Genomic DNA, 17,245 nt, shown 5'->3' with positions numbered 1-17,245 from the left:
GAAGAATTTTCATGAGGGTGGTGCGGTAGGTGGGGCCCCATCAGCGGGGCCGCCGCCTACCGCAAGATACTGATGGCTCTCAGCAGAACCAGTAGAAGGCTTCGTTCGTGTCAGTGGAGCGTCGGACCTGAGCGTAAGACCACTTCCCTGCGGCAGTTTTGGGACTTCGTGCGGTGATGAGCCCATTGTAGGTTCGGGCTGAGGATCCATGGCATCGAGATGGGTGATGAAAGTTCGAGTAGACAACTTTCGAGTTCGTGCCGTAGCTCCAGGTCCCGCCGGTGACCTTAGTCGTGTGAGAACCGGTGATCCAGGCAGGGCGAATGCCTGAGCCTCCGGCAGGACTGTCTTCGACAGTAACTGAGCCGTACTCGGTGGCGTCATCGGGGATAGGTGACTCGCCTGCGAATGCGGGGGATGACGTGCCAAGAGTGAGAACCGAGGCCAGGGTGATGGCAGCCAAGCCCTTGAGGGTGGTGGTGACTGTTGGGAGTGCCATGATCGCTCCGATCACTTCATAGGGATAGGTGGGCTGGCCAGTAAGTCAAGTTTATTCGTGAAGGGGGGTGGGCAATACTTCAATCTTGTTTTGTGGAAACCTCCGATGCAGGTGCTTTCCAGCGTGTTCGGGCCTAGCGGATAACATCTGTACCCTGTGCGATCTGTCGAAATCTGGAGGCGATCAGGAGTGGTGGTGGCGCAGGGCGGCCACGACGCCGTCGAAGACCTCCCGGTTCATCGTGGCCCCCTCGCGGCGCACCGAGGCCGGCTCCACCAGGAGCAGACGGTCCAGGCGCACCTCGCTGGGGCGGCCCTGACGGTCCCAGGCGCCGGTGCCGACGTCGTGCCAGAAGCGGCCCCAGCGCGCCTCCTGGGCGGCGTCGCGGTCATGGTCCTTGCTCGTCATCTGGGCCACGACCAGACGGGTCTCATGGCGAGCCAGGACCAGGACGGGCCGGTCCTTGCCCTGGGCGGGATCCTCCTCGAAGGGAACCCAGGCCCACACCACCTCGCCGGGGTCGGCCTCGCCATCGGGGTCGGGGGAGTAAGCGAAGTCGGGCAGCCCCAGGGTGGAGACGTCGTAGACGCTGACGCCTCGCGCCGAGGGGCCCGTCGCGTCCGCGGCGGCGCCGCTGTCGTGGGAGCGGGGCCGGGTCGGTGACGGCTTCGCCGCTGATGACTTGGGGGCGCGGGACTGCGCGGTCTCAGCTGAACCGGATGGCCTGCTCTCCGACGTGCCCGACGGCGTCGAGGACTTCTGGGAAAGGGCGTCGCTGACGGCGTCGGAGGCGGCGCGTCCGAGCAGGGTGAGGATCCGGTTGAGAAGGCTGGCCATGGGCGCCACCCTACCGTCGGGCGGGATGGGGTGGCTGCTGCAGGCTCACGACGGCGACCAGCGCCACCGGTGGACCTGCCTCGAAGCAGGAGGTCCACCGGTGGCGCTGGCGAATGGGGTGATGGTGCGGTGCGTCCGGAGACTCGCGTCGGTGAGGCGCTAGTTGCCCGTGCGCGTCACAGGGGTGCAGATTGTCTGGCTCCCCGCTTCGGTGCCGCCTTCACTGCCGGCGACGTCGATCTGCATGGTCAGTCCCTTGGAGGGGTCCTGGGGGTCGCAGGTGCCCAGGGCCTTCCAGGTCTCCTGGGTGACCGCCTCGGCGTTGACCTGGTAGGTGCTGGTGAAGGTCATCGTGGTTGACGAGTGGGCGTTCAGGGAGTCACTGGTGCGCAAGTACAAGGAGCCGTCGTCCTGAAGGGCATAGCTGTCCGGGCTGACCCACCACGGGGTGCCGGTACCTGTCACGCTCTTGAGGGTGAAGCCGGCCGGAATCCCGGGCCGCAGGACGATATCGGAGCTGGATCCGTTGGCGTCGGTGGTGTTGGTGAAGGTGACGGTGTAGCCGACCTCGACCTCGTAGGTGCCGGTGGGCTCGGCCTCGACCAGGAGATCCGTGGGATGAGTCTCCACCTCAATCACCGGCCGGTGGTTGATGTAGTCGCTGGAGAAGGTCTGGTTGCCGGTGGTGAGTGCGGCCTTGACCCGGTTGCGTCCCACGACGCCGGTCAGGTCCACCTGGCAGGTGACGTCCTTGCCCTGGGGGACCTTGGCCGCTCCGCTGGAGACGCTGAGGTTCTCGGCCGGTCCCGTGGCGGAGACGACCTTGCCTCCGAAGGCGGTCAGGTCGCAGGTCAGGGTGCCCACCTGGGACTGCCCCCTGGTCCGGCCGGCGGAGATGGTGAAGTTGGACAGCGGGGTGGTGGAGTCGTTCCGCGCCGTCATGGTGAAGCGGGAAGTGTCCTTGGCGGCGCCGTCGACCCTGACGTCCTGGGTGGACACGGTGGCGTGAGCCGCGCTGGCAGCGGGTTTGTTCGCCGTGACGGTGGGCTGAAGAATCGCGTTGCGCGTGGAGACCTCGATGGTGGGGGTGAAACGGTAGCTGCGCGCGTCCGCACCGGGAGCCGCCACCGTGGTCCCCAGATCCAGGTCGAGGTAGCTGGTCTTGTCCCATTGGGTGTAGAAGTTGATCTCATAGGTCAGCTTCAGGTGCTCAGGAGTGCAGGAAACGGCTTTGACCGAGCCGATGGGCTCACCCAGCAGGGGGTTGTACAGCTCAGAGATGGAGCTCAGCTCAGAGTCCACGATCAAGGCCGGGGGCTCGCCGCCGCCGTTGTCGATGTAGAAGGAGCTCGTCCCGGCCACTTCGTCACCGTTCTGGGAGGGGCAGGTCCAGGTCCACTGGCCCGGCACGGAGTCGGCCTCAATGGTGACGTCTGTGGCGCTCTTTGGGGCAATAGCCGATGGGATGCGGACCTTCCAGCTCAGACATCCCTCGGCATTGTCGGAGCCATGGCAGCCGGTACCGGCCGTGTGGTAGAGCCCCTCCACGGTGATGTCGGTATCGGCGGACGCCGGGGCTGCGAGGGCTGCGGCGGCGATGAGGGGAAGAGCCAGGGCAATGCGCAGGAGGCGCCGCCACGGCTGACCGGGTGGGGAAGGTGGGAAGTGCATGAGCACGCCTTTCGCTGAGGTGATGGGAATGAGAAGCGAATCGCTTCTTTGATGGATTGCTGGGAACGATGGTTTCGGGGCACTGGAACATGTCTCGCCGCGCTCGGTTTCTCGTTGCGTGAGAAAGTCATGTGAAGGTCGGATAGGCGACGGCTGTCACCTATCCGACCTTCATCCAGCCAGGCAGATCGACCCGTGCTCGTGCTCAGTTCTTCGTGCGCGTCACGGTGGTGCAGGTCGAGTAGGTGCCGGGCTCGATTCCATCGCTGCCGACGATGTCGATCTGAGTGGTCAGTCCCTTGGAGGGGTCCCGGGGATCGCAGGTGCCCAGGGCCTTCCAGGTGTCCTCGGTGACCGACTCGGCGTTGACCTCGTAGAAGGTGGTGAAGGTCATCGTGGTTGATGAGTGGGCGTGCAGGGTGTCTTCTGTGGACAGTGGCACGGAGCCATCCGGTTGGATCGCGTAGTCGTCCATGCTGATCCACCACGGGACACCGCTGCCCCACACGTACTTGAGGGTGAAGCCGGCGGGGACCCGTGGGTGCAAAACGATATTGGAGGTCTGTCCGTCGGCGTCGGTGGTGTTGGTGAAGGTGACGCTGTAGCCGACCTCGACCTCGTAGGTGCCGGTGGGGGTGGCCTCAACGTCGCGATCAGTGGGCTGGACCTTCACTTCGCTGATGGGGCGGTCCTTGGTGTAGTCGCTGGAGAAGGTCTGTCCGTCGGTGGTGAGTGCGGCCTTGACCCGGTTGCGTCCCACGATGCCGCTGAGGTCCACCTGGCAGGCGATGTCCTTGCCCTGGGGCACCTTGGCCGTTCCGCTGGAGACGGTGAGGTTCTCGGCCGGTCCGGTGGCGGAGACGACCTTGCCTCCGAAGGCGGTTAGGTCGCAGGTCAGAGCGGTCACCTGGGCCTGTCCCCTGGACCGGCCGGCGGAGATGGTGAAGTTGGACAGCGGCGTGGTGGAGTCGTTCCTCGCCGTCATGGTGAAGCGGGAAGTGTCCTTGGCGGCACCGTCGACCGCGACCTCCTTGGTGGACACGGTGGCGTGAGCCGCGCTGGCAGCGGGCTTGTGGGCCGTCGCGGTGGGCGTGAGAACCAGGCTGCCCGCGGAGGTCGTGATCTTCGGGCTGAAGGTATAGCTGCGTGCGTCCGCGCCGGGGGCCACCACTGTGGTCCCGAGGTCCAGGTCGAGATAGGAGCTCTGGTCCCAGGCGGCGTCGAAGTTGACCTCATAGGTCAGGCTCAGGTGCTCAGGGGTGCAGGAAGCGGCTGTGACCGAGCCGGCGCTGTCCCCCTTCTGGTTGTAGTACAGGTGGTCGAAGAAGCCCAGGCCGGAATCGGCCAGCTTCGATGCGGGCTCGTCCTTGCCCTTGTCGATGTAGAAGGCGCTGGTCCCGGCTACCCTGTCGCCGTCCGGGGAGGGGCAGGACCAGGTCCACTGACCCGGCACGGAGTCCGCCTCAATGGTGACGGTGGTGGATGAGTTCGGGGCGACGGTCGAGGGGACGCGCACACCCCAGCTCAGGCAGCTGTCGGCATTGTCGGAGCCGTGGCATCCGGTGCCGGCCGGGTGGTAGCGCCCCTCCGCGGTGATACCGGTGTCCGGGGTGGCGGTCGGGACGGCTGCGCTCACCGGAGCGGCGACGGCGCCGACGGTGAGCAGGGGAAGAGCGATGGCGACGCCCAGGATGCGTCGCCGCAGCCCAGCGGGAAGAGAAGGTGGGGTGTGCACGAGCACGCCTTTCTCCGAGGGGATCGGGATGGGAACCAATTGCCTCATTAATATATCGTCAAGAAGGACATTATCAAAAGGTTGGAATACTCCCCACATGCGACCTTTTCCCCGTTGGGAATGGCGAAGACGAAGGTCGGGTAGGCGACGACTTTCGCCTACCCGACCTTCGTCCTTCTGTCTTCCGTGCCTCTAACGGGGCACTGCGTTCTCAGCAGGCTTCTTCACGGTTGCTGTGATCTTCTGAGGGGTGTTGTCTGCGGAGGTTGTGACGGTTGGCGAGAAGGAGTAGGTGTACTCGCCGGACCCCGGGGTCGTCGTAGTCGTTCCAAAACTCAGGTCGAGGTATGAGCCCCCGGAGCGCACCAGGTGATCGATCTTGTAGGTGATGCTCAGATGCTCCGGTGTGCATGTGACGGCCTCGACCTGTCCGGCGCTGTCTCCGTATACGCCGTAATGAAGCTTTGCGGAGGACTTGAGGCTGGACTCGCTCAGCTTGTTGCTCGGGGAGTCGTAGAACGATGCCGTGCCGGCGATCCGGTCGCTCGCGAGGCAGTTCCACGCCCACCGGCCGGGGGCGGAGTCGGCCTCGATGGTGACGGTGAGGTCCTTCTTCGGTGCGATGGTGGACGGGATGCGCAGGCCCCAGCTGAGGCAGTCGGCGCTGGTGCCCGAGCCCTGGCATCCGGTGCCGCTCGAGTTGTAGATCCCGGAGGCGATGACGCTCTCGGAGGCGGGGGCGGCCTGCGCTGGTGAGGTGAGCAGGCCGGCGACGAGTAGGGGCAGGGCTGCGGTGACGCCGGCAAGGCGTTGCCATGACCGCGTGGAACGGGTGCGTAGTAAGCGCATCGGTCTGCCTTTCTCTGGGGTGGCCGGGTGGATGTCGGGTGGATATGGACTGTCCGACCAACATATAGTCCGAACAGTCAATATCGAAGGGGGAATGTTCCCCATGGAGCTCTATCCCAGGCGAGCAGGACACCGACGACGAGGGTCGGTGACACAGGTACTCCCGTGTCACCGACCCTCCGCTGTCCTGGACGGCCTGCTGATGTCGGCCGTCAGTGCTGACGTGTGGCCTCCTTCATGGTGGCGGTGAAGGCGACGAGGTCACTGCGCAGTGCTCCGAGCGCGTAGTGGCGGCGCTCCTCATTACCTCCTCTGCCGTTGTTGCCGGAGGTTGCCGCCACGATCTCGGGGGCGTAGCGCTCCACGATCTTGACTGTGGCCGATCCGCTGATGGCGCCGTCGGCACCGGCTGCGATGGCCTCAGCGACCTGCTCGGGCGTGGAGATGCCGAAGCCCAGCATCACCGGCGCGGCGGCGTCGGCACGCAGGCGCTCGACCGACTCGGCGAGCCCCACGGTGGAGGAGGCCCGCTCGGTGCCGGTGACCCCCACCCGAGAGACGGCATAGACGTAGCCGCGTGAGGCCGCCGCCACCGCGTCCAGGGTCTCGGCCGCAGCCGACGGCGGGGCGATGTAGACGGCGTCGACACCGGCCTCCTCGGCGGCCCGGCTGAAGGCGGCCGACTCGCGGATCGGGACGTCGGGCAGCAGCACCGAGTCGACGCCGGCCTGCGCGCACTGGGAGTAGAAGCGCTCCAGGCCCATCGCGAAGGGGACGTTGCCGTAGACGAGCATGCCGATGGGCAGCCTCGGGTGGCGCCGGCGCACCCGCTGAACCACCTCCAGGCAGTCCTGGAAACTCACACCTGCGGCCAGGGCCCGGACATGCGCCTTCTGGATCGTGGGGCCGTCGGCGACCGGGTCGGTGAAGGGCACACCCAGTTCCAGGGCGTCGGCCCCACCGGCGATGAGCGCCTCGATGACGGCCTCGCTGGTGCCCGGGTCGGGATCGCCGACCATGACGAAGGGAACGAAGGCGCCCTCGCCGCGCTCCTTGAGGGCGGCGAACATCGCAGGATAGCGGCTCATCTCAGAACTCCTCGTCCGGTCCGGTGGTCGAGCTGGTGCTCCTGGCGGCGTTCAGGCCCGCATACTCGGTGCGCTTGCCCATCTGCTCCACCATGTGCGAGGCCCTGGCCACGGCGCCGTCGGTGGAGAAGGAGCCCCCCAGCCTCGCCTGCACCTGGTCGAGGTCCTTGTCCCCACGGCCCGAGAGGCACACCAGCAGGACCGGGGGCTCCTCGCCGTCGGGCACCTCCCGGGCCATGGCCAGGGCCTGAGCCAAGGCGTGGGCGGACTCCATGGCCGGGATGATTCCCTCGTGGCGTGACAGCAGCCGGAAGGCCTCGATCGCCTCGTCGTCACTGATGCCCACGTAGCGGGCCCTGCCGGTGTCCGACAGCCAGGCGTGCTCGGGCCCCACGCCCGGGTAGTCCAGGCCCGCCGAGACGGAGAAGGACTCCTCGACCTGCCCCTCGGAGGTGCGCATGAGGTAGCTGCGCGCACCGTGGAGGATCCCTACCAGGCCCTTGTTGATGGGGGCGCCGTGACGCGACGTGTCCAGGCCCTCCCCGGCCGGCTCGACCCCGATGAGCTCGACCCCGGGGTCGTCGATGAATTCGGCGAACATGCCGATCGCGTTGGAGCCGCCGCCCACGCAGGCGATGACCGAGTCCGGCAGCCGCCCAGTCAGGCCCAGGACCTGGGCACGGGCCTCCCGGGAGATGACCCGGTGGTACTCGCGCACGATCGTGGGGAAGGGGTGGGGGCCGGCGGCAGTGCCCAGCAGGTAGTGGGTATCGGCGAAGGAGGCGGTCCAGTCGCGCAGCGCCTCGTTGACGGCGTCCTTGAGCGTGCCCGCGCCACTGTCCACCGGCACCACTGTGGCCCCCATGAGCTCCATGCGCTCGACATTGGGCGCCTGACGCACGACATCAGTGGCTCCCATGTAGATGGTGCAGTCCAGACCCAACAGGGCGCAGACCATGGCCGTGGCCGTCCCGTGCTGGCCCGCGCCGGTCTCGGCGATGATGCGCTGCTTACCCATCCGCTTGGCCAGGAGGGCCTGCCCCAGAACCTGATTGCCCTTGTGAGCGCCTCCATGGACCAGGTCCTCGCGCTTGAGCAGGATGCGGGCGTTGCCCTCCAACGGCAGGTTGCGCAGTTCGGTGACCGCCGTGGGACGCCCCAGGTAGCGCGTCATGAACGTGTCCAACTCGGCGGCGAAGGCCGGATCCGCCTGGGCGTCGATGAAGGCGTCCTCGAGCTGGTCCAGCGCCGGAATGAGCAGCTCGGGCACGAACTGGCCCCCGTAGGGGCCGAAGAAGGCGGGCAGTCGCGGGTGGTGCCCCGTCTCCTGACCATCCCGGTCCAGGCCCGACGACGATGCGTCCTCGCCTCCCGGCTGTGGCAGCGGCACCGCGGTGGCCAGCTCCCGGGCGGCCTCGGCCGGGTCCGGGGCACCGGACAGGGACGAGCCCACCAGGAGTGCATCCACCAGGCCGGACAGACGCCGTACGTCGTCGGGAGCACTGACCCCCGACTCACCCACGAGGACCACCCCGGCCGGAGCCAGCGGGACGAGTTCCTCAGTGCGCACCAGGTCCGTGTCCAAGGTGCGCAGGTCACGGTTGTTGATACCGATGACCTCCGCCCCCAGGGCCGAGGCGCGGTGCATCTCCTCCGGGGTCGAGACCTCCGTGAGCACCTCCATGCCCAGGCTGTGGGCCAGCTCTGCCAGCTCGCGGTAGACGTCGTCGGGCACCACTGACAGCATGAGCAGAACCGCGTCCGCCCCCAGACTGCGGGCCGCCAGCACCTGGACCTCGTCGACGATGAAGTCCTTGCACAGGACCGGGGCGTCCACCACCTCGCGCACGGCCGCCAGGTCGTCGAAGGAGCCGTTGAAGCGGTCGGGCTCGGTGAGCACCGAGACCGCGGCCGCGTAGGGCGCGTACTGTGCGGCCAACGAGGCCGGGTCGTAGTCGGAACGGATAGTGCCGCGCGAGGGCGAGGCCGCCTTGCACTCCATGATGAGAGCCGGCTGCGGGCTGTGGCTCTGGCCGCTGCGGGTACGCAGGGCGTCCGCGAAGGAGCGCTGCGAGCGCGGCAGCTCTTCAGCTCTCAGGTGCCCGAAGCGGGCGCGCAGCTCATCAATGCGCTCGCGGCGCGCCTGGACGATCGAGTCCAGGACGGTGCCCGTGGCGATGAGACGCGCCTCGACCGGCTCACGGTGAGTGCGCTCGCCAGGGCCGGCACCATCGGGTGACGCGGTGGGAACGGGGGCGATGTCGGGGGTAGTCACGGCTTCTCCTCAGGCCGTCTCAGTGGCGAGGTCACTGGCTTTGGTCATGGACTCCAGGTGGCGGGCCACGCCACCGGAAAGGATCTGCTCCAGGGCAGCCGCAGTGCCGTCCGCGAGGCTGTCAGCCCGACCGGTGAGGTACAGCAGGGCACCGGCATTGACTGCGATGGCGTCGCGATGGGCGGGCCTTCCCTCACCCGAGACGGCCTCACGCAGCAGGCGTGCGTTATCGGCCGGCTCCCCGCCCAGCAGATCGGCCAGCTCGTAGGTGGACACCCCCAGATCCTCAGGCGCGACCTCATAGGCCCTGACCCCGTCGGGCGTCGCCTCACGCACGAGGGTCGGCCCGTGGACGGCGATCTCGTCCAGGCCCGAGCCGTGGACCACGAGCGCACGCTCACGCCCCAGCTGGACCATCGCCTCAGCGATCATGTCCAGCATGCCCGGGTCCCACACACCCATGAGCTGGAAGGTCAGGTGGGCCGGGTTCACCAGCGGCCCCAGGACATTGAAGATCGTGGGCGTGGCCAGCGCCTTGCGCACCGGCGCCACATGCCGCATCGCCGGGTGGTAGGCCTGGGCGAACAGGAAGGTGAAATGGTCACGGGCCAGCAGCTCGACCGCCGTGGCCGGCTCCACGTCCAGCGGCAGCCCCAGCTCGGCGATGACGTCGGCCGCCCCCGTCTTGGAGGACACGGCCCTGTTGCCGTGCTTGGCCACGGCGACCCCCATCGAGGCGGCCACCAGGCCCGCCCCCGTGGAGATGTTGATCGTGCCCACGCCATCGCCCCCGGTGCCGACGACGTCCACCAGTGGGAAGGACACCGACGGGAAGGCCCGGGCGGCCTGACGGAAGGCGCTCGCGGCCCCGGCGACCTCCTGGGGCTCCTCGCCGCGGGCGTGCAACGCCGCCAGCAGTGCCGCCGTCTCCACTTCGGACAGGTCGCCGGCACCCAGGGCCGCGAACACCGTGGAGGCCTGCTCGCGGCTCAGGCGCCGTCCCTGAACCACCTCTCGCAGCAGCTCGTGCGCCTCCTGTGCCGTGGCAGCATGCGTGCCGCCCGCAGCGGCGGGGGACGCGCCGTTGGTCTCACTCATCGGTCTGTAGCTCCTTATGCAGGTGGTTGAGGCTTGGGGTGCCCGGGGACGATTCTGCCCGAGCGGTGGCGCCGACGTCGGGATCTGCGGGACGACGGGGCGCTGCTGTGGCTCAGGCGGTCCGGGCCAGGTCGGTGGTGACGGCCTTGAGCAGGGCCGGACCCTGCGGGGTGAGGATCGACTCCGGGTGGAACTGCAGGCCGATCGCGGGCAATGACCGGTGTCGGGCCGCCATGACGATGCCACCGCTTCCGTCGCCGTCCACCTGGGTGGTTCGGGCCAGGCTGACGAGTGTCTCGGGCAGCGTGCGCGTGCCCAGCGAGTGGTAGCGGGCCACATCCAGCGGTCCGCCGTCGAGCACCGCGAAGGCCGTGTCCGCACGCCCCGCCTCAGTGACCTCGACCCGGTCGGAGCGGCCGTGGACCGGGCCGACCGGGCGGACCTGCCCACCACAGGCCTCGACGAGGGCCTGGAACCCCAGGCAGATGCCCAGCGTGGGAATCGCCTGCTCCATGGCGGTGGCAATGAGCTCCATGAGGCAGCCCGATGTCGCCGGATAGCCCGGCCCGGGGGACAGACACAGGACCGGGCGCCGCCCGGCCTCCCGCTCGGCCGCGGTGGGCTCCAGGGCGGCGAGCACCCGGGAGGTAGGCACGTTGTTGCGGTAGACCTCGATCTGGGAACCGAGGGTCGCGAACTGGTCGACGAGGTTGTAGACGAAGGAGTCGCGGTTGTCGAGCAGAACCACTCGAGCCGGCGCCGATGTCTCCAGAAGATGCTTCGCGGCCTGCTCGCTGCTGTGGCTGTTGGTGAGGGGCATGGCTCAGGCCTCCTTGCCGGTCTGGTCGATGACGAGTGCGGCGCCCTGAGCGGTGGCGACCGCCTCCAGGACGGCGCGGGCCTTGTGAACGGTCTCAGCGGCCTCGGCTGCCGGGGAGGAGGCCGCCACGACACCGGCTCCGGCCTGGACCAGGGCGGTCCCGGCGGACACGAAGCCGGAGCGGATGACGATGCAGGTGTCCAGCTCGCCGTCACCGCGGATGTAACCCACCGAGCCGCCGTAGGAGCCGCGGCGCACGCCCTCGGCCCGGCGGATGAGCTCGGCGGCCCGTAGCTTGGGGGCCCCGGTGAGGGTGCCCATCGTCATGGAGGCGCGGAAGGCGTCCAAGGCGTCCAGATCCTCGGCCAGCTCGCCGGAGATCTCTGAGACCAGGTGCATCACCCGGCTGTAGCGGTCCACGCGCAGGAGGTCCTGGACACTGCGGGTGCCCGGACGGCTGACCCGGGCGACGTCATTGCGGGCCAGGTCCACGAGCATGACGTGCTCGGCGACCTCCTTGGCGTCGGTGCGCAGCTCCAGCTCCAGACGGGTGTCGCGCTCGTGGTCGACGGAGCCGTCGGGGTGCAGCCCACGCGGCCGGGTCCCGGCGATGGGGCGGATGGCGACCCTGCCACTGCGCACCGAGTACAGCAGCGCCGACTCCGGGGACGCGCCGAAGAGCTCGAAGTCCGGGGCGGCCAGGTAGAACATGTAGGGGCTGGGGTTGGCGTGACGCAGCACGTGGTAGGCGGCCAGCGCATCCGGGCAGGCGATGGTGAAGCCGCGTGAGGGCACCACCTGGTAGACGTCGCCGTCGGCGATGTAGCCGCGCATCTCCTCCACAACCGCCTCGAAGTCGGCGTCGGAGGTGGTGGGCACCGCGTGCACGACAGGAGAGCCGATACCGTCGGCGGTCGGGGCCGGCGCCTCGACGTCGGTGTCGGCCGCGCTGTCGATACTGTCGATGGCGGCGGACAACGCGTCCATGCGCCGCTCCAGGCCGGCGGTGTCGACCGAGGCCCCCACCAGGGTCGCCTCCTGCGTGGGGTGATCGACGACGAGGATGATGCGCGCGTCGTAGAAGAGGTAGTCGGGGCAGGTGTTGGCGCCCTGGGCCACCTCGGGCAGGGACTCGAAGGTGGACAGGTAGTCGAAGGCGAAGGCTCCCACCTCCAGCGGCAGGTGGGGGTGGGCGACCTCGGCCCGGGCCAGGAGCCGTAGCGGCTCGATCGTGGACAGGGCGGTGAGCCGCTCGCGCTCCTCGATCATCGGGTCGTCGTCGGAGCTGGTGGGCAGGGCGAGAGTCAACCGGCCGGGGGAGCGGTCGGTGACGTGCTCGGCCAGACTCTCCTCAAGACGCGCCAGAGCCGCCAGACCATCGGCTCCCGGACCCTGACCACCGACGGCGTCCAGCGCCTCAGCGGTGACGGTTCCGCCCCAGCAGGTCAGCCTGGCCGAGGCCTCCAGGACGGCGACCGTGGTGCGCGATACCTTCGTGGTGATGTCGGCGCTCTCCAGCAGCACGCAGTCCACCGGGCGCGTGGGGCCGCCCTCTCCGGACGAGTCCGCAGTGGCACGCAGCAGACCGGAGCGGGTCAGCTGCTCCAGCAGGGAGCCGCCGTCGGCGTGGTAGCGCACCGAGCGCGTCAGCACGGTGGGTGAGGCGGCTGACGGTGCGGCCTCGGGGGTGGAGTCTGGCACGGTGGGTGGCATGGGGCCTCTTTCCTGAGATCGGGGTTCAGGCGGGCCTTTCACTCATGCGTCGGGCGGGCCCGCGGTGAGCGAGCCGGAAGGTCCTAACGCGTCAGGATGGTGGCGGCTCGCCTCGAGGGGAGCCACCACCACTGGCGGTTACGGAACGCTGTCATGGAACAGAGGGTAGAACGATGTCATGAAGCGACCAAATCGTCGGCAAGGGATGAGACGCGGGTCCGCATCGGTCGCCCGGTATGCGCAGGCAGCGGATCGGCTCGGACGCTCAGCCGCGTCGGCTGCCGAGGCGGAGGGTTCTCCCACCGGCGGTGGCACTGGGGTCGGCGCCCTTGCCGGATACCTGGGCCACAGCGGAGGCTGCGTTGACGATGCCGGCGCCGCAGGCGTACCGGTCGCACTTAGCCATGGGGCTGGCCGTGTTCTGCAGGATGGTGACGATCTCCGCGGTCTTCAGATCGGGGTTGGAGGCCAGCATCAGCGCGATGGTGCCGGACACGTGCGGTGCCGCCTGACTGGTGCCCACCATGCCGGCGTAGCTGGCGGTCCGAGGCGCTGTCGGCGACTCGTCGGTCGCGGACAGGATGCCGGTGTGGGACTTGATCTCGCCACCGGGGGCGGAGATTTCGACGGTGTCACCGTAGTTCGAGAAGGACGAGCGGTCCCCGGTGTTCGTGGTGGCACCGACGGTGATGACGTTCTCGCAGCTGGCAGGGGCGGCGTTTCTGGCGTCCTCATTATTGTTGCCGGCGGCGGCGGCGACGATGATGGCACCGCGCGCGACTGCAGCATTGATGACCTTCTGGTAGAAGCGGGGGCAGGTACGGGAGCCGCCCATGCTCATGTTGATGATCTGGGCGGGGTTCTTGTTGACCGGTGCGCCGTTGACCTTGCCGCCCGAGGCCCAAGTGATGGCATCGATGATGTTGGCGCTGTTGCCGCCGCAGCGGCCCAGGGCGCGGACGGGCACGATCCTGGCGTCCGGGGCGACACCTGCCACACCTTCGCCGTTGTTCGTGCGCGCGGCAATGGTCCCGGCTACATGGGTGCCGTGCCAGGTCGACTCCCGGCCCTTATTCTCTCCGGTCTGGGCGGAGCACTCACCCGGCTCAGCCCAGTCGCCCTCGTCGAAGGGATTCGAGTCGTAGCCGTCGTTGTCGCGTGCGCTCTCGGCGTCGGCGATGAAGTCGTAGCCGGGCAGGAGCTGGCCCTTGAGGTCCGGGTGGTCGGTCAGGATGCCGGAGTCGATGACGGCGACCGTGACGCCCTTGCCGGTGGACTGCGACCAGGCGTTGGTGGCGTTGATCCCGTAGGAGCCCGAGGTCATGTCCCACTGCTCGGAGAAGTAGGGGTCGTTGGGGACATTGCTGTCCTTGGTGGAGGTCTTGTCCAGGGCTGTGACGTGCATATCGGGCTCGACGGCCTCGATGCCGTCAGCGGCCTCGAGCGTGGAGATGAACTCCTTGACCTGATCCACGGTGAGCTTGTCACTCAGCTTCACGGCCGCAGTGCTCATGGCGTGAGCGGTCACGCTCTCCAGCTTGACCGAGAACTTTCCCGCGGCGGCGGTCAGTGCCTGCTTGTCCTTGGCGGGCAAGGAATCGAGGACGTTCTCGCCGTAGGCCTTCGCTGAGGCGATGACCTTGGCCGCTGCCGAGTTCTCGGCGTAAGAGATGATGAAGCGGTCGCTGGGCTCGGTGGCGTTCGCAGCGTTGCTGTGCGCAGAGGCTGATGCCCTGGCGGTGGCTTTGTGACCGCCGAGGACTCCGGCGCGAACCAGGCCGACGGCGATGACGGAGACCACCGCGATGGAGACGGCAATGATGAGCAGAACGCGTTCTCTGTTGGGGGTCATAGACATGTCAGGGAGGCTTTCTATAGGGACGCCCGGGGTGGGGACTGTTCAGGAACCCGAACTGCGACGAGTCTGGCATGAAGCGGCGGCAAAGACCCATCGGTGGGAGTGGGGAGGTCTCCCCGATGGGTTCTGCGGACAGGTCCGGCTGGATCACGCCTGCTTGCCGTGCCTCCTGCCCTGGTCGCCGTGCTCGCAGTGCGTGACTCGACCGCGACGAGCCACAACGACAAGCACCAGGGCCGTGACCATCAGGAGGGAGACGACGCGACCCGTAGGCCCGGTGATCCAGGCCGTCAGGATCGCCATACCGATGGTCGTGTAGACGGTGGCCCAGGCGATCGCCCCCGCGGCCGTGGCCGCCACGTAGCGGCGCAGCGGCATGCGGGCCACCCCCGCGGAGATCTGGATGACGCTCTGTATGCCGACGGTCAGGAAGGACATCGGCACGGCCAGCACACCCCAGCGGGCCGACCACGCCTGGGCTCGGGCGTACACCGGGGACTCGAGCAGTGAGACCCACCGGGTGCGTGCGGTCCCCGCCGTGATGCCCCGGCCGATCCAGTACATGGTGTGCGAGCGCATCATGGCCAGACACCAGAAGAACAGGAAGACCCAGGGATAGGGCAGGGTGCGGATCCATTCCAGCATGCGAGGAAGGCTAACCTAAGTCGAACGGCGTCCGATTGTGGGGTCGCCGACGCCTGCGCTCGCGGGAGCCGTGGGGAACCGGCGTGCGGCCGCACCTCACACCACGGGTTGGCCCGGCGGGCTGGGGTGGTGGGCCGCCGTCGTGGGAGACTTGGTCCAGACCCATGCCGGATATGAGGAAGAGCCAGGAACCGATCTCCGTGTCACCGATCCCCACACCAGAGCAGATGACCAGCGTCCAGCCCGCCGCCACCGAGCAGGCCCGGCTGCGCAACTTCTGCATCATCGCGCACATCGACCACGGCAAGTCCACCCTGGCCGACCGCATGCTCCAGGCCACCGGCGTCGTCCAGCCCCGCGACATGCGCGCCCAGTACCTGGACCGCATGGACATCGAGCGCGAGCGCGGCATCACCATCAAGTCCCAGGCCGTGCGCATGCCCTGGGCCCTTGAGGGCGACGACGGCGTCACGCGCGCTTACGCACTCAACATGATCGACACTCCCGGGCACGTCGACTTCTCCTACGAGGTCAACCGCTCCCTGGCCGCCTGCGAGGGGGCGGTCCTCCTGGTCGACGCCGCCCAGGGCATCCAGGCCCAGACCCTGGCCAACCTCTACATGGCCATCGAGGGGGACCTGACCATCATCCCGGTCCTCAACAAGATCGACCTGCCCGCCGCCGAGCCGGAGAGGCACGCCGAGGAGATCGCCTCACTCATCGGCTGCGACGTCGACGACATCCTCAAGGTCTCGGGCAAGACCGGACAGGGCGTTCCCGAGCTGCTCGACCGGATCGTCGAGACGGTCCCGCCCCCGCACGGCGACCCCGAGGCCCCGGCGCGCGCCATGATCTTCGACTCCGTCTATGACACCTACCGCGGCGTGGTCACCTACGTGCGCGTCGTCGACGGCGCCCTCAAGCCCCGCGAGCGCATCGAGATGCTCTCCACCAAGGCCGTTCACGACCTCCTGGAGATCGGCGTCATCAGCCCCGAGCCCACGCCGTCGGCCGGCCTGGGGGCCGGCGAGGTCGGCTACCTCATCACCGGGGTCAAGGACGTGCGCCAGTCCAAGGTCGGTGACACGGTCACCTCCGCGGCGGCACCGGCCGACGAGCCGCTGTCGGGCTACCAGGACCCCAAGCCCATGGTCTTCTCCGGCCTGTTCCCGGTGGACGGCTCGGACTTCCCGGCCCTGCGCGACGCCCTGGACAAGCTCAAGCTCAACGACGCCGCCCTGACCTATGAGCCGGAGACCTCGGTGGCGCTGGGCTTCGGCTTCCGCTGCGGCTACCTGGGCCTGCTGCACCTGGAGATCATCCGCGAGCGCCTGGAGCGCGAGTTCAACCTGGACATCATCTCCACCGCCCCCTCCGTGGTCTACGAGGTGACCATGGAGGACCGCACCACGCACACGGTGACCAACCCCAGCGAGTTCCCCGAGGGCAAGGTCTCCTCCGTCTCCGAGCCGGTGGTGCGGGCCACGATCCTGACCCCCAGCGAGTTCGTGGGCACGGTCATGGAGCTGTGCCAGTCGCGTCGCGGCACCATGCAGGGCATGGACTACCTCTCCGAGTCCCGCGTGGAGATGCACTACGTGCTGCCGCTGGCGGAGATCGTCTTCGACTTCTTCGACGCCCTGAAGTCACGCACCCGCGGCTACGCCTCCCTGGACTACGAGATGGACGGCTCCCAGGACGCCAACCTGGTCAAGGTCGACATCCTGCTCAACGGGGACAAGGTGGATGCCTTCAGCGCCATCGTCCACCGCGACTCGGCCTACTCCTACGGTGTCATGATGACCAAGCGCCTCAAGGACCTCATCCCGCGCCAGCAGTTCGAGGTTCCCGTGCAGGCGGCCATCGGCACCCGCGTCATCGCCCGCGAGACCATCCGGGCCCTGCGCAAGGACATGCTCGCCAAGTGCTACGGCGGTGACATCACCCGTAAGCGCAAGCTGCTGGAGAAGCAGAAGGAGGGCAAGAAGCGCATGAAGGCCATCGGCCGGGTCGAGGTGCCCCAGGAGGCCTTCATCGCGGCCCTCGGTGCGGACACACCCACCGGTGCCAAGCCGGGCAAGTAGCGGAGCCGGCGGGTACGGGGACAGGACCGAGCAGGACGAGGACGGTTCCGGCGGACGATGGAAGGACGGCTGC

At 68.2% G+C, this 17,245-nt stretch carries 13 protein-coding genes; 1 reads left to right on the top strand and 12 read right to left on the bottom strand.

The window, feature by feature from the left end:
* Nucleotides 1-79: 79 nt before the first annotated feature.
* From BKH28_RS13980 to BKH28_RS01715, 12 genes are all read right to left on the bottom strand, one after another.
* Entirely contained in the window at nucleotides 80-499 is a 420-nt protein-coding gene (locus BKH28_RS13980) for a lactococcin 972 family bacteriocin (protein ID WP_075417255.1), read from the bottom strand.
* 183 nt (nucleotides 500-682) lie between these two features.
* The gene (locus tag BKH28_RS01765; RefSeq protein WP_075417221.1) at nucleotides 683-1,336 is read right to left on the bottom strand and encodes a type II toxin-antitoxin system PemK/MazF family toxin; all 654 of its coding nucleotides are present in this window, start codon (nucleotides 1,334-1,336) and stop codon (nucleotides 683-685) included.
* Nucleotides 1,337-1,495: 159 nt separating this feature from the next.
* Nucleotides 1,496-3,007, bottom strand: a complete 1,512-nt coding sequence (locus BKH28_RS01760) for a hypothetical protein (protein WP_075417220.1) — start codon at nucleotides 3,005-3,007, stop codon at nucleotides 1,496-1,498.
* Nucleotides 3,008-3,212: 205 nt separating this feature from the next.
* Nucleotides 3,213-4,790 carry a hypothetical protein gene (locus BKH28_RS01755; RefSeq protein WP_075417219.1) on the bottom strand — a complete coding sequence of 526 codons (1,578 nt, stop codon included), beginning with the start codon at nucleotides 4,788-4,790 and terminating at the stop codon, nucleotides 3,213-3,215.
* A 144-nt stretch (nucleotides 4,791-4,934) separates the two neighbouring features.
* Nucleotides 4,935-5,591, bottom strand: a complete 657-nt coding sequence (locus BKH28_RS01750) for a hypothetical protein (RefSeq protein ID WP_075417218.1) — start codon at nucleotides 5,589-5,591, stop codon at nucleotides 4,935-4,937.
* A 212-nt stretch (nucleotides 5,592-5,803) separates the two neighbouring features.
* Nucleotides 5,804-6,679, bottom strand: coding sequence for a tryptophan synthase subunit alpha (trpA, locus tag BKH28_RS01745; RefSeq protein WP_075417217.1), 876 nt, complete (start codon nucleotides 6,677-6,679; stop codon nucleotides 5,804-5,806).
* Between the two features lies 1 nt (nucleotide 6,680).
* On the bottom strand, nucleotides 6,681-8,954 hold the full coding sequence (gene trpB / locus BKH28_RS01740; protein WP_075417216.1) for a tryptophan synthase subunit beta: 2,274 nt from the start codon (nucleotides 8,952-8,954) through the stop codon (nucleotides 6,681-6,683).
* A gap of 9 nt (nucleotides 8,955-8,963) precedes the next feature.
* Nucleotides 8,964-10,052 carry an anthranilate phosphoribosyltransferase gene (gene trpD / locus BKH28_RS01735; RefSeq protein ID WP_075417215.1) on the bottom strand — a complete coding sequence of 363 codons (1,089 nt, stop codon included), beginning with the start codon at nucleotides 10,050-10,052 and terminating at the stop codon, nucleotides 8,964-8,966.
* A gap of 112 nt (nucleotides 10,053-10,164) precedes the next feature.
* Complete coding sequence (locus BKH28_RS01730; protein ID WP_178388805.1) at nucleotides 10,165-10,872, bottom strand: anthranilate synthase component II; 708 nt, start codon at nucleotides 10,870-10,872, stop codon at nucleotides 10,165-10,167.
* Nucleotides 10,873-10,875: 3 nt separating this feature from the next.
* Nucleotides 10,876-12,585 (bottom strand): anthranilate synthase component 1, encoded by a 1,710-nt coding sequence (locus BKH28_RS01725; RefSeq protein ID WP_075417214.1) that lies wholly within the window; start codon nucleotides 12,583-12,585, stop codon nucleotides 10,876-10,878.
* A gap of 265 nt (nucleotides 12,586-12,850) precedes the next feature.
* Nucleotides 12,851-14,443 carry a S8 family peptidase gene (locus BKH28_RS01720; RefSeq protein ID WP_256695426.1) on the bottom strand — a complete coding sequence of 531 codons (1,593 nt, stop codon included), beginning with the start codon at nucleotides 14,441-14,443 and terminating at the stop codon, nucleotides 12,851-12,853.
* A gap of 147 nt (nucleotides 14,444-14,590) precedes the next feature.
* Complete coding sequence (locus BKH28_RS01715) at nucleotides 14,591-15,088, bottom strand: DedA family protein (RefSeq protein ID WP_075417212.1); 498 nt, start codon at nucleotides 15,086-15,088, stop codon at nucleotides 14,591-14,593.
* A 200-nt stretch (nucleotides 15,089-15,288) separates the two neighbouring features.
* Here BKH28_RS01715 and lepA point away from each other — a divergent pair, with 200 nt between their 5' ends.
* Entirely contained in the window at nucleotides 15,289-17,172 is a 1,884-nt protein-coding gene (gene lepA, locus BKH28_RS01710; protein WP_275531617.1) for a translation elongation factor 4, read from the top strand.
* Nucleotides 17,173-17,245 lie beyond the last annotated feature (73 nt).

This window comes from Actinomyces oris (assembly GCF_001937665.1).
Classification (GTDB): Bacteria; Actinomycetota; Actinomycetes; order Actinomycetales; family Actinomycetaceae; genus Actinomyces; species Actinomyces stomatis.
The sequence above is the reverse complement of the archived record's forward strand: the minus strand, read 5'-3'. Positions and strand labels throughout refer to the sequence as shown.

Excerpts from the sequence above, each read along its gene's own strand:
- BKH28_RS13980 (WP_075417255.1), bottom strand. The coding sequence starts at position 499 with ATGGCACTCCCAACAGTCACCACCACCCTCAAGGGCTTGGCTGCCATC.
- BKH28_RS01765 (WP_075417221.1), bottom strand. The coding sequence starts at position 1,336 with ATGGCCAGCCTTCTCAACCGGATCCTCACCCTGCTCGGACGCGCCGCC.
- BKH28_RS01760 (WP_075417220.1), bottom strand. The coding sequence starts at position 3,007 with ATGCACTTCCCACCTTCCCCACCCGGTCAGCCGTGGCGGCGCCTCCTG.
- BKH28_RS01755 (WP_075417219.1), bottom strand. The coding sequence starts at position 4,790 with ATGAGGCAATTGGTTCCCATCCCGATCCCCTCGGAGAAAGGCGTGCTC.
- BKH28_RS01750 (WP_075417218.1), bottom strand. The coding sequence starts at position 5,591 with ATGCGCTTACTACGCACCCGTTCCACGCGGTCATGGCAACGCCTTGCC.
- trpA (WP_075417217.1), bottom strand. The coding sequence starts at position 6,679 with ATGAGCCGCTATCCTGCGATGTTCGCCGCCCTCAAGGAGCGCGGCGAG.
- trpD (WP_075417215.1), bottom strand. The coding sequence starts at position 10,052 with ATGAGTGAGACCAACGGCGCGTCCCCCGCCGCTGCGGGCGGCACGCAT.
- BKH28_RS01730 (WP_178388805.1), bottom strand. The coding sequence starts at position 10,872 with ATGCCCCTCACCAACAGCCACAGCAGCGAGCAGGCCGCGAAGCATCTT.
- BKH28_RS01725 (WP_075417214.1), bottom strand. The coding sequence starts at position 12,585 with ATGCCACCCACCGTGCCAGACTCCACCCCCGAGGCCGCACCGTCAGCC.
- BKH28_RS01720 (WP_256695426.1), bottom strand. The coding sequence starts at position 14,443 with ATGTCTATGACCCCCAACAGAGAACGCGTTCTGCTCATCATTGCCGTC.
- BKH28_RS01715 (WP_075417212.1), bottom strand. The coding sequence starts at position 15,088 with ATGCTGGAATGGATCCGCACCCTGCCCTATCCCTGGGTCTTCCTGTTC.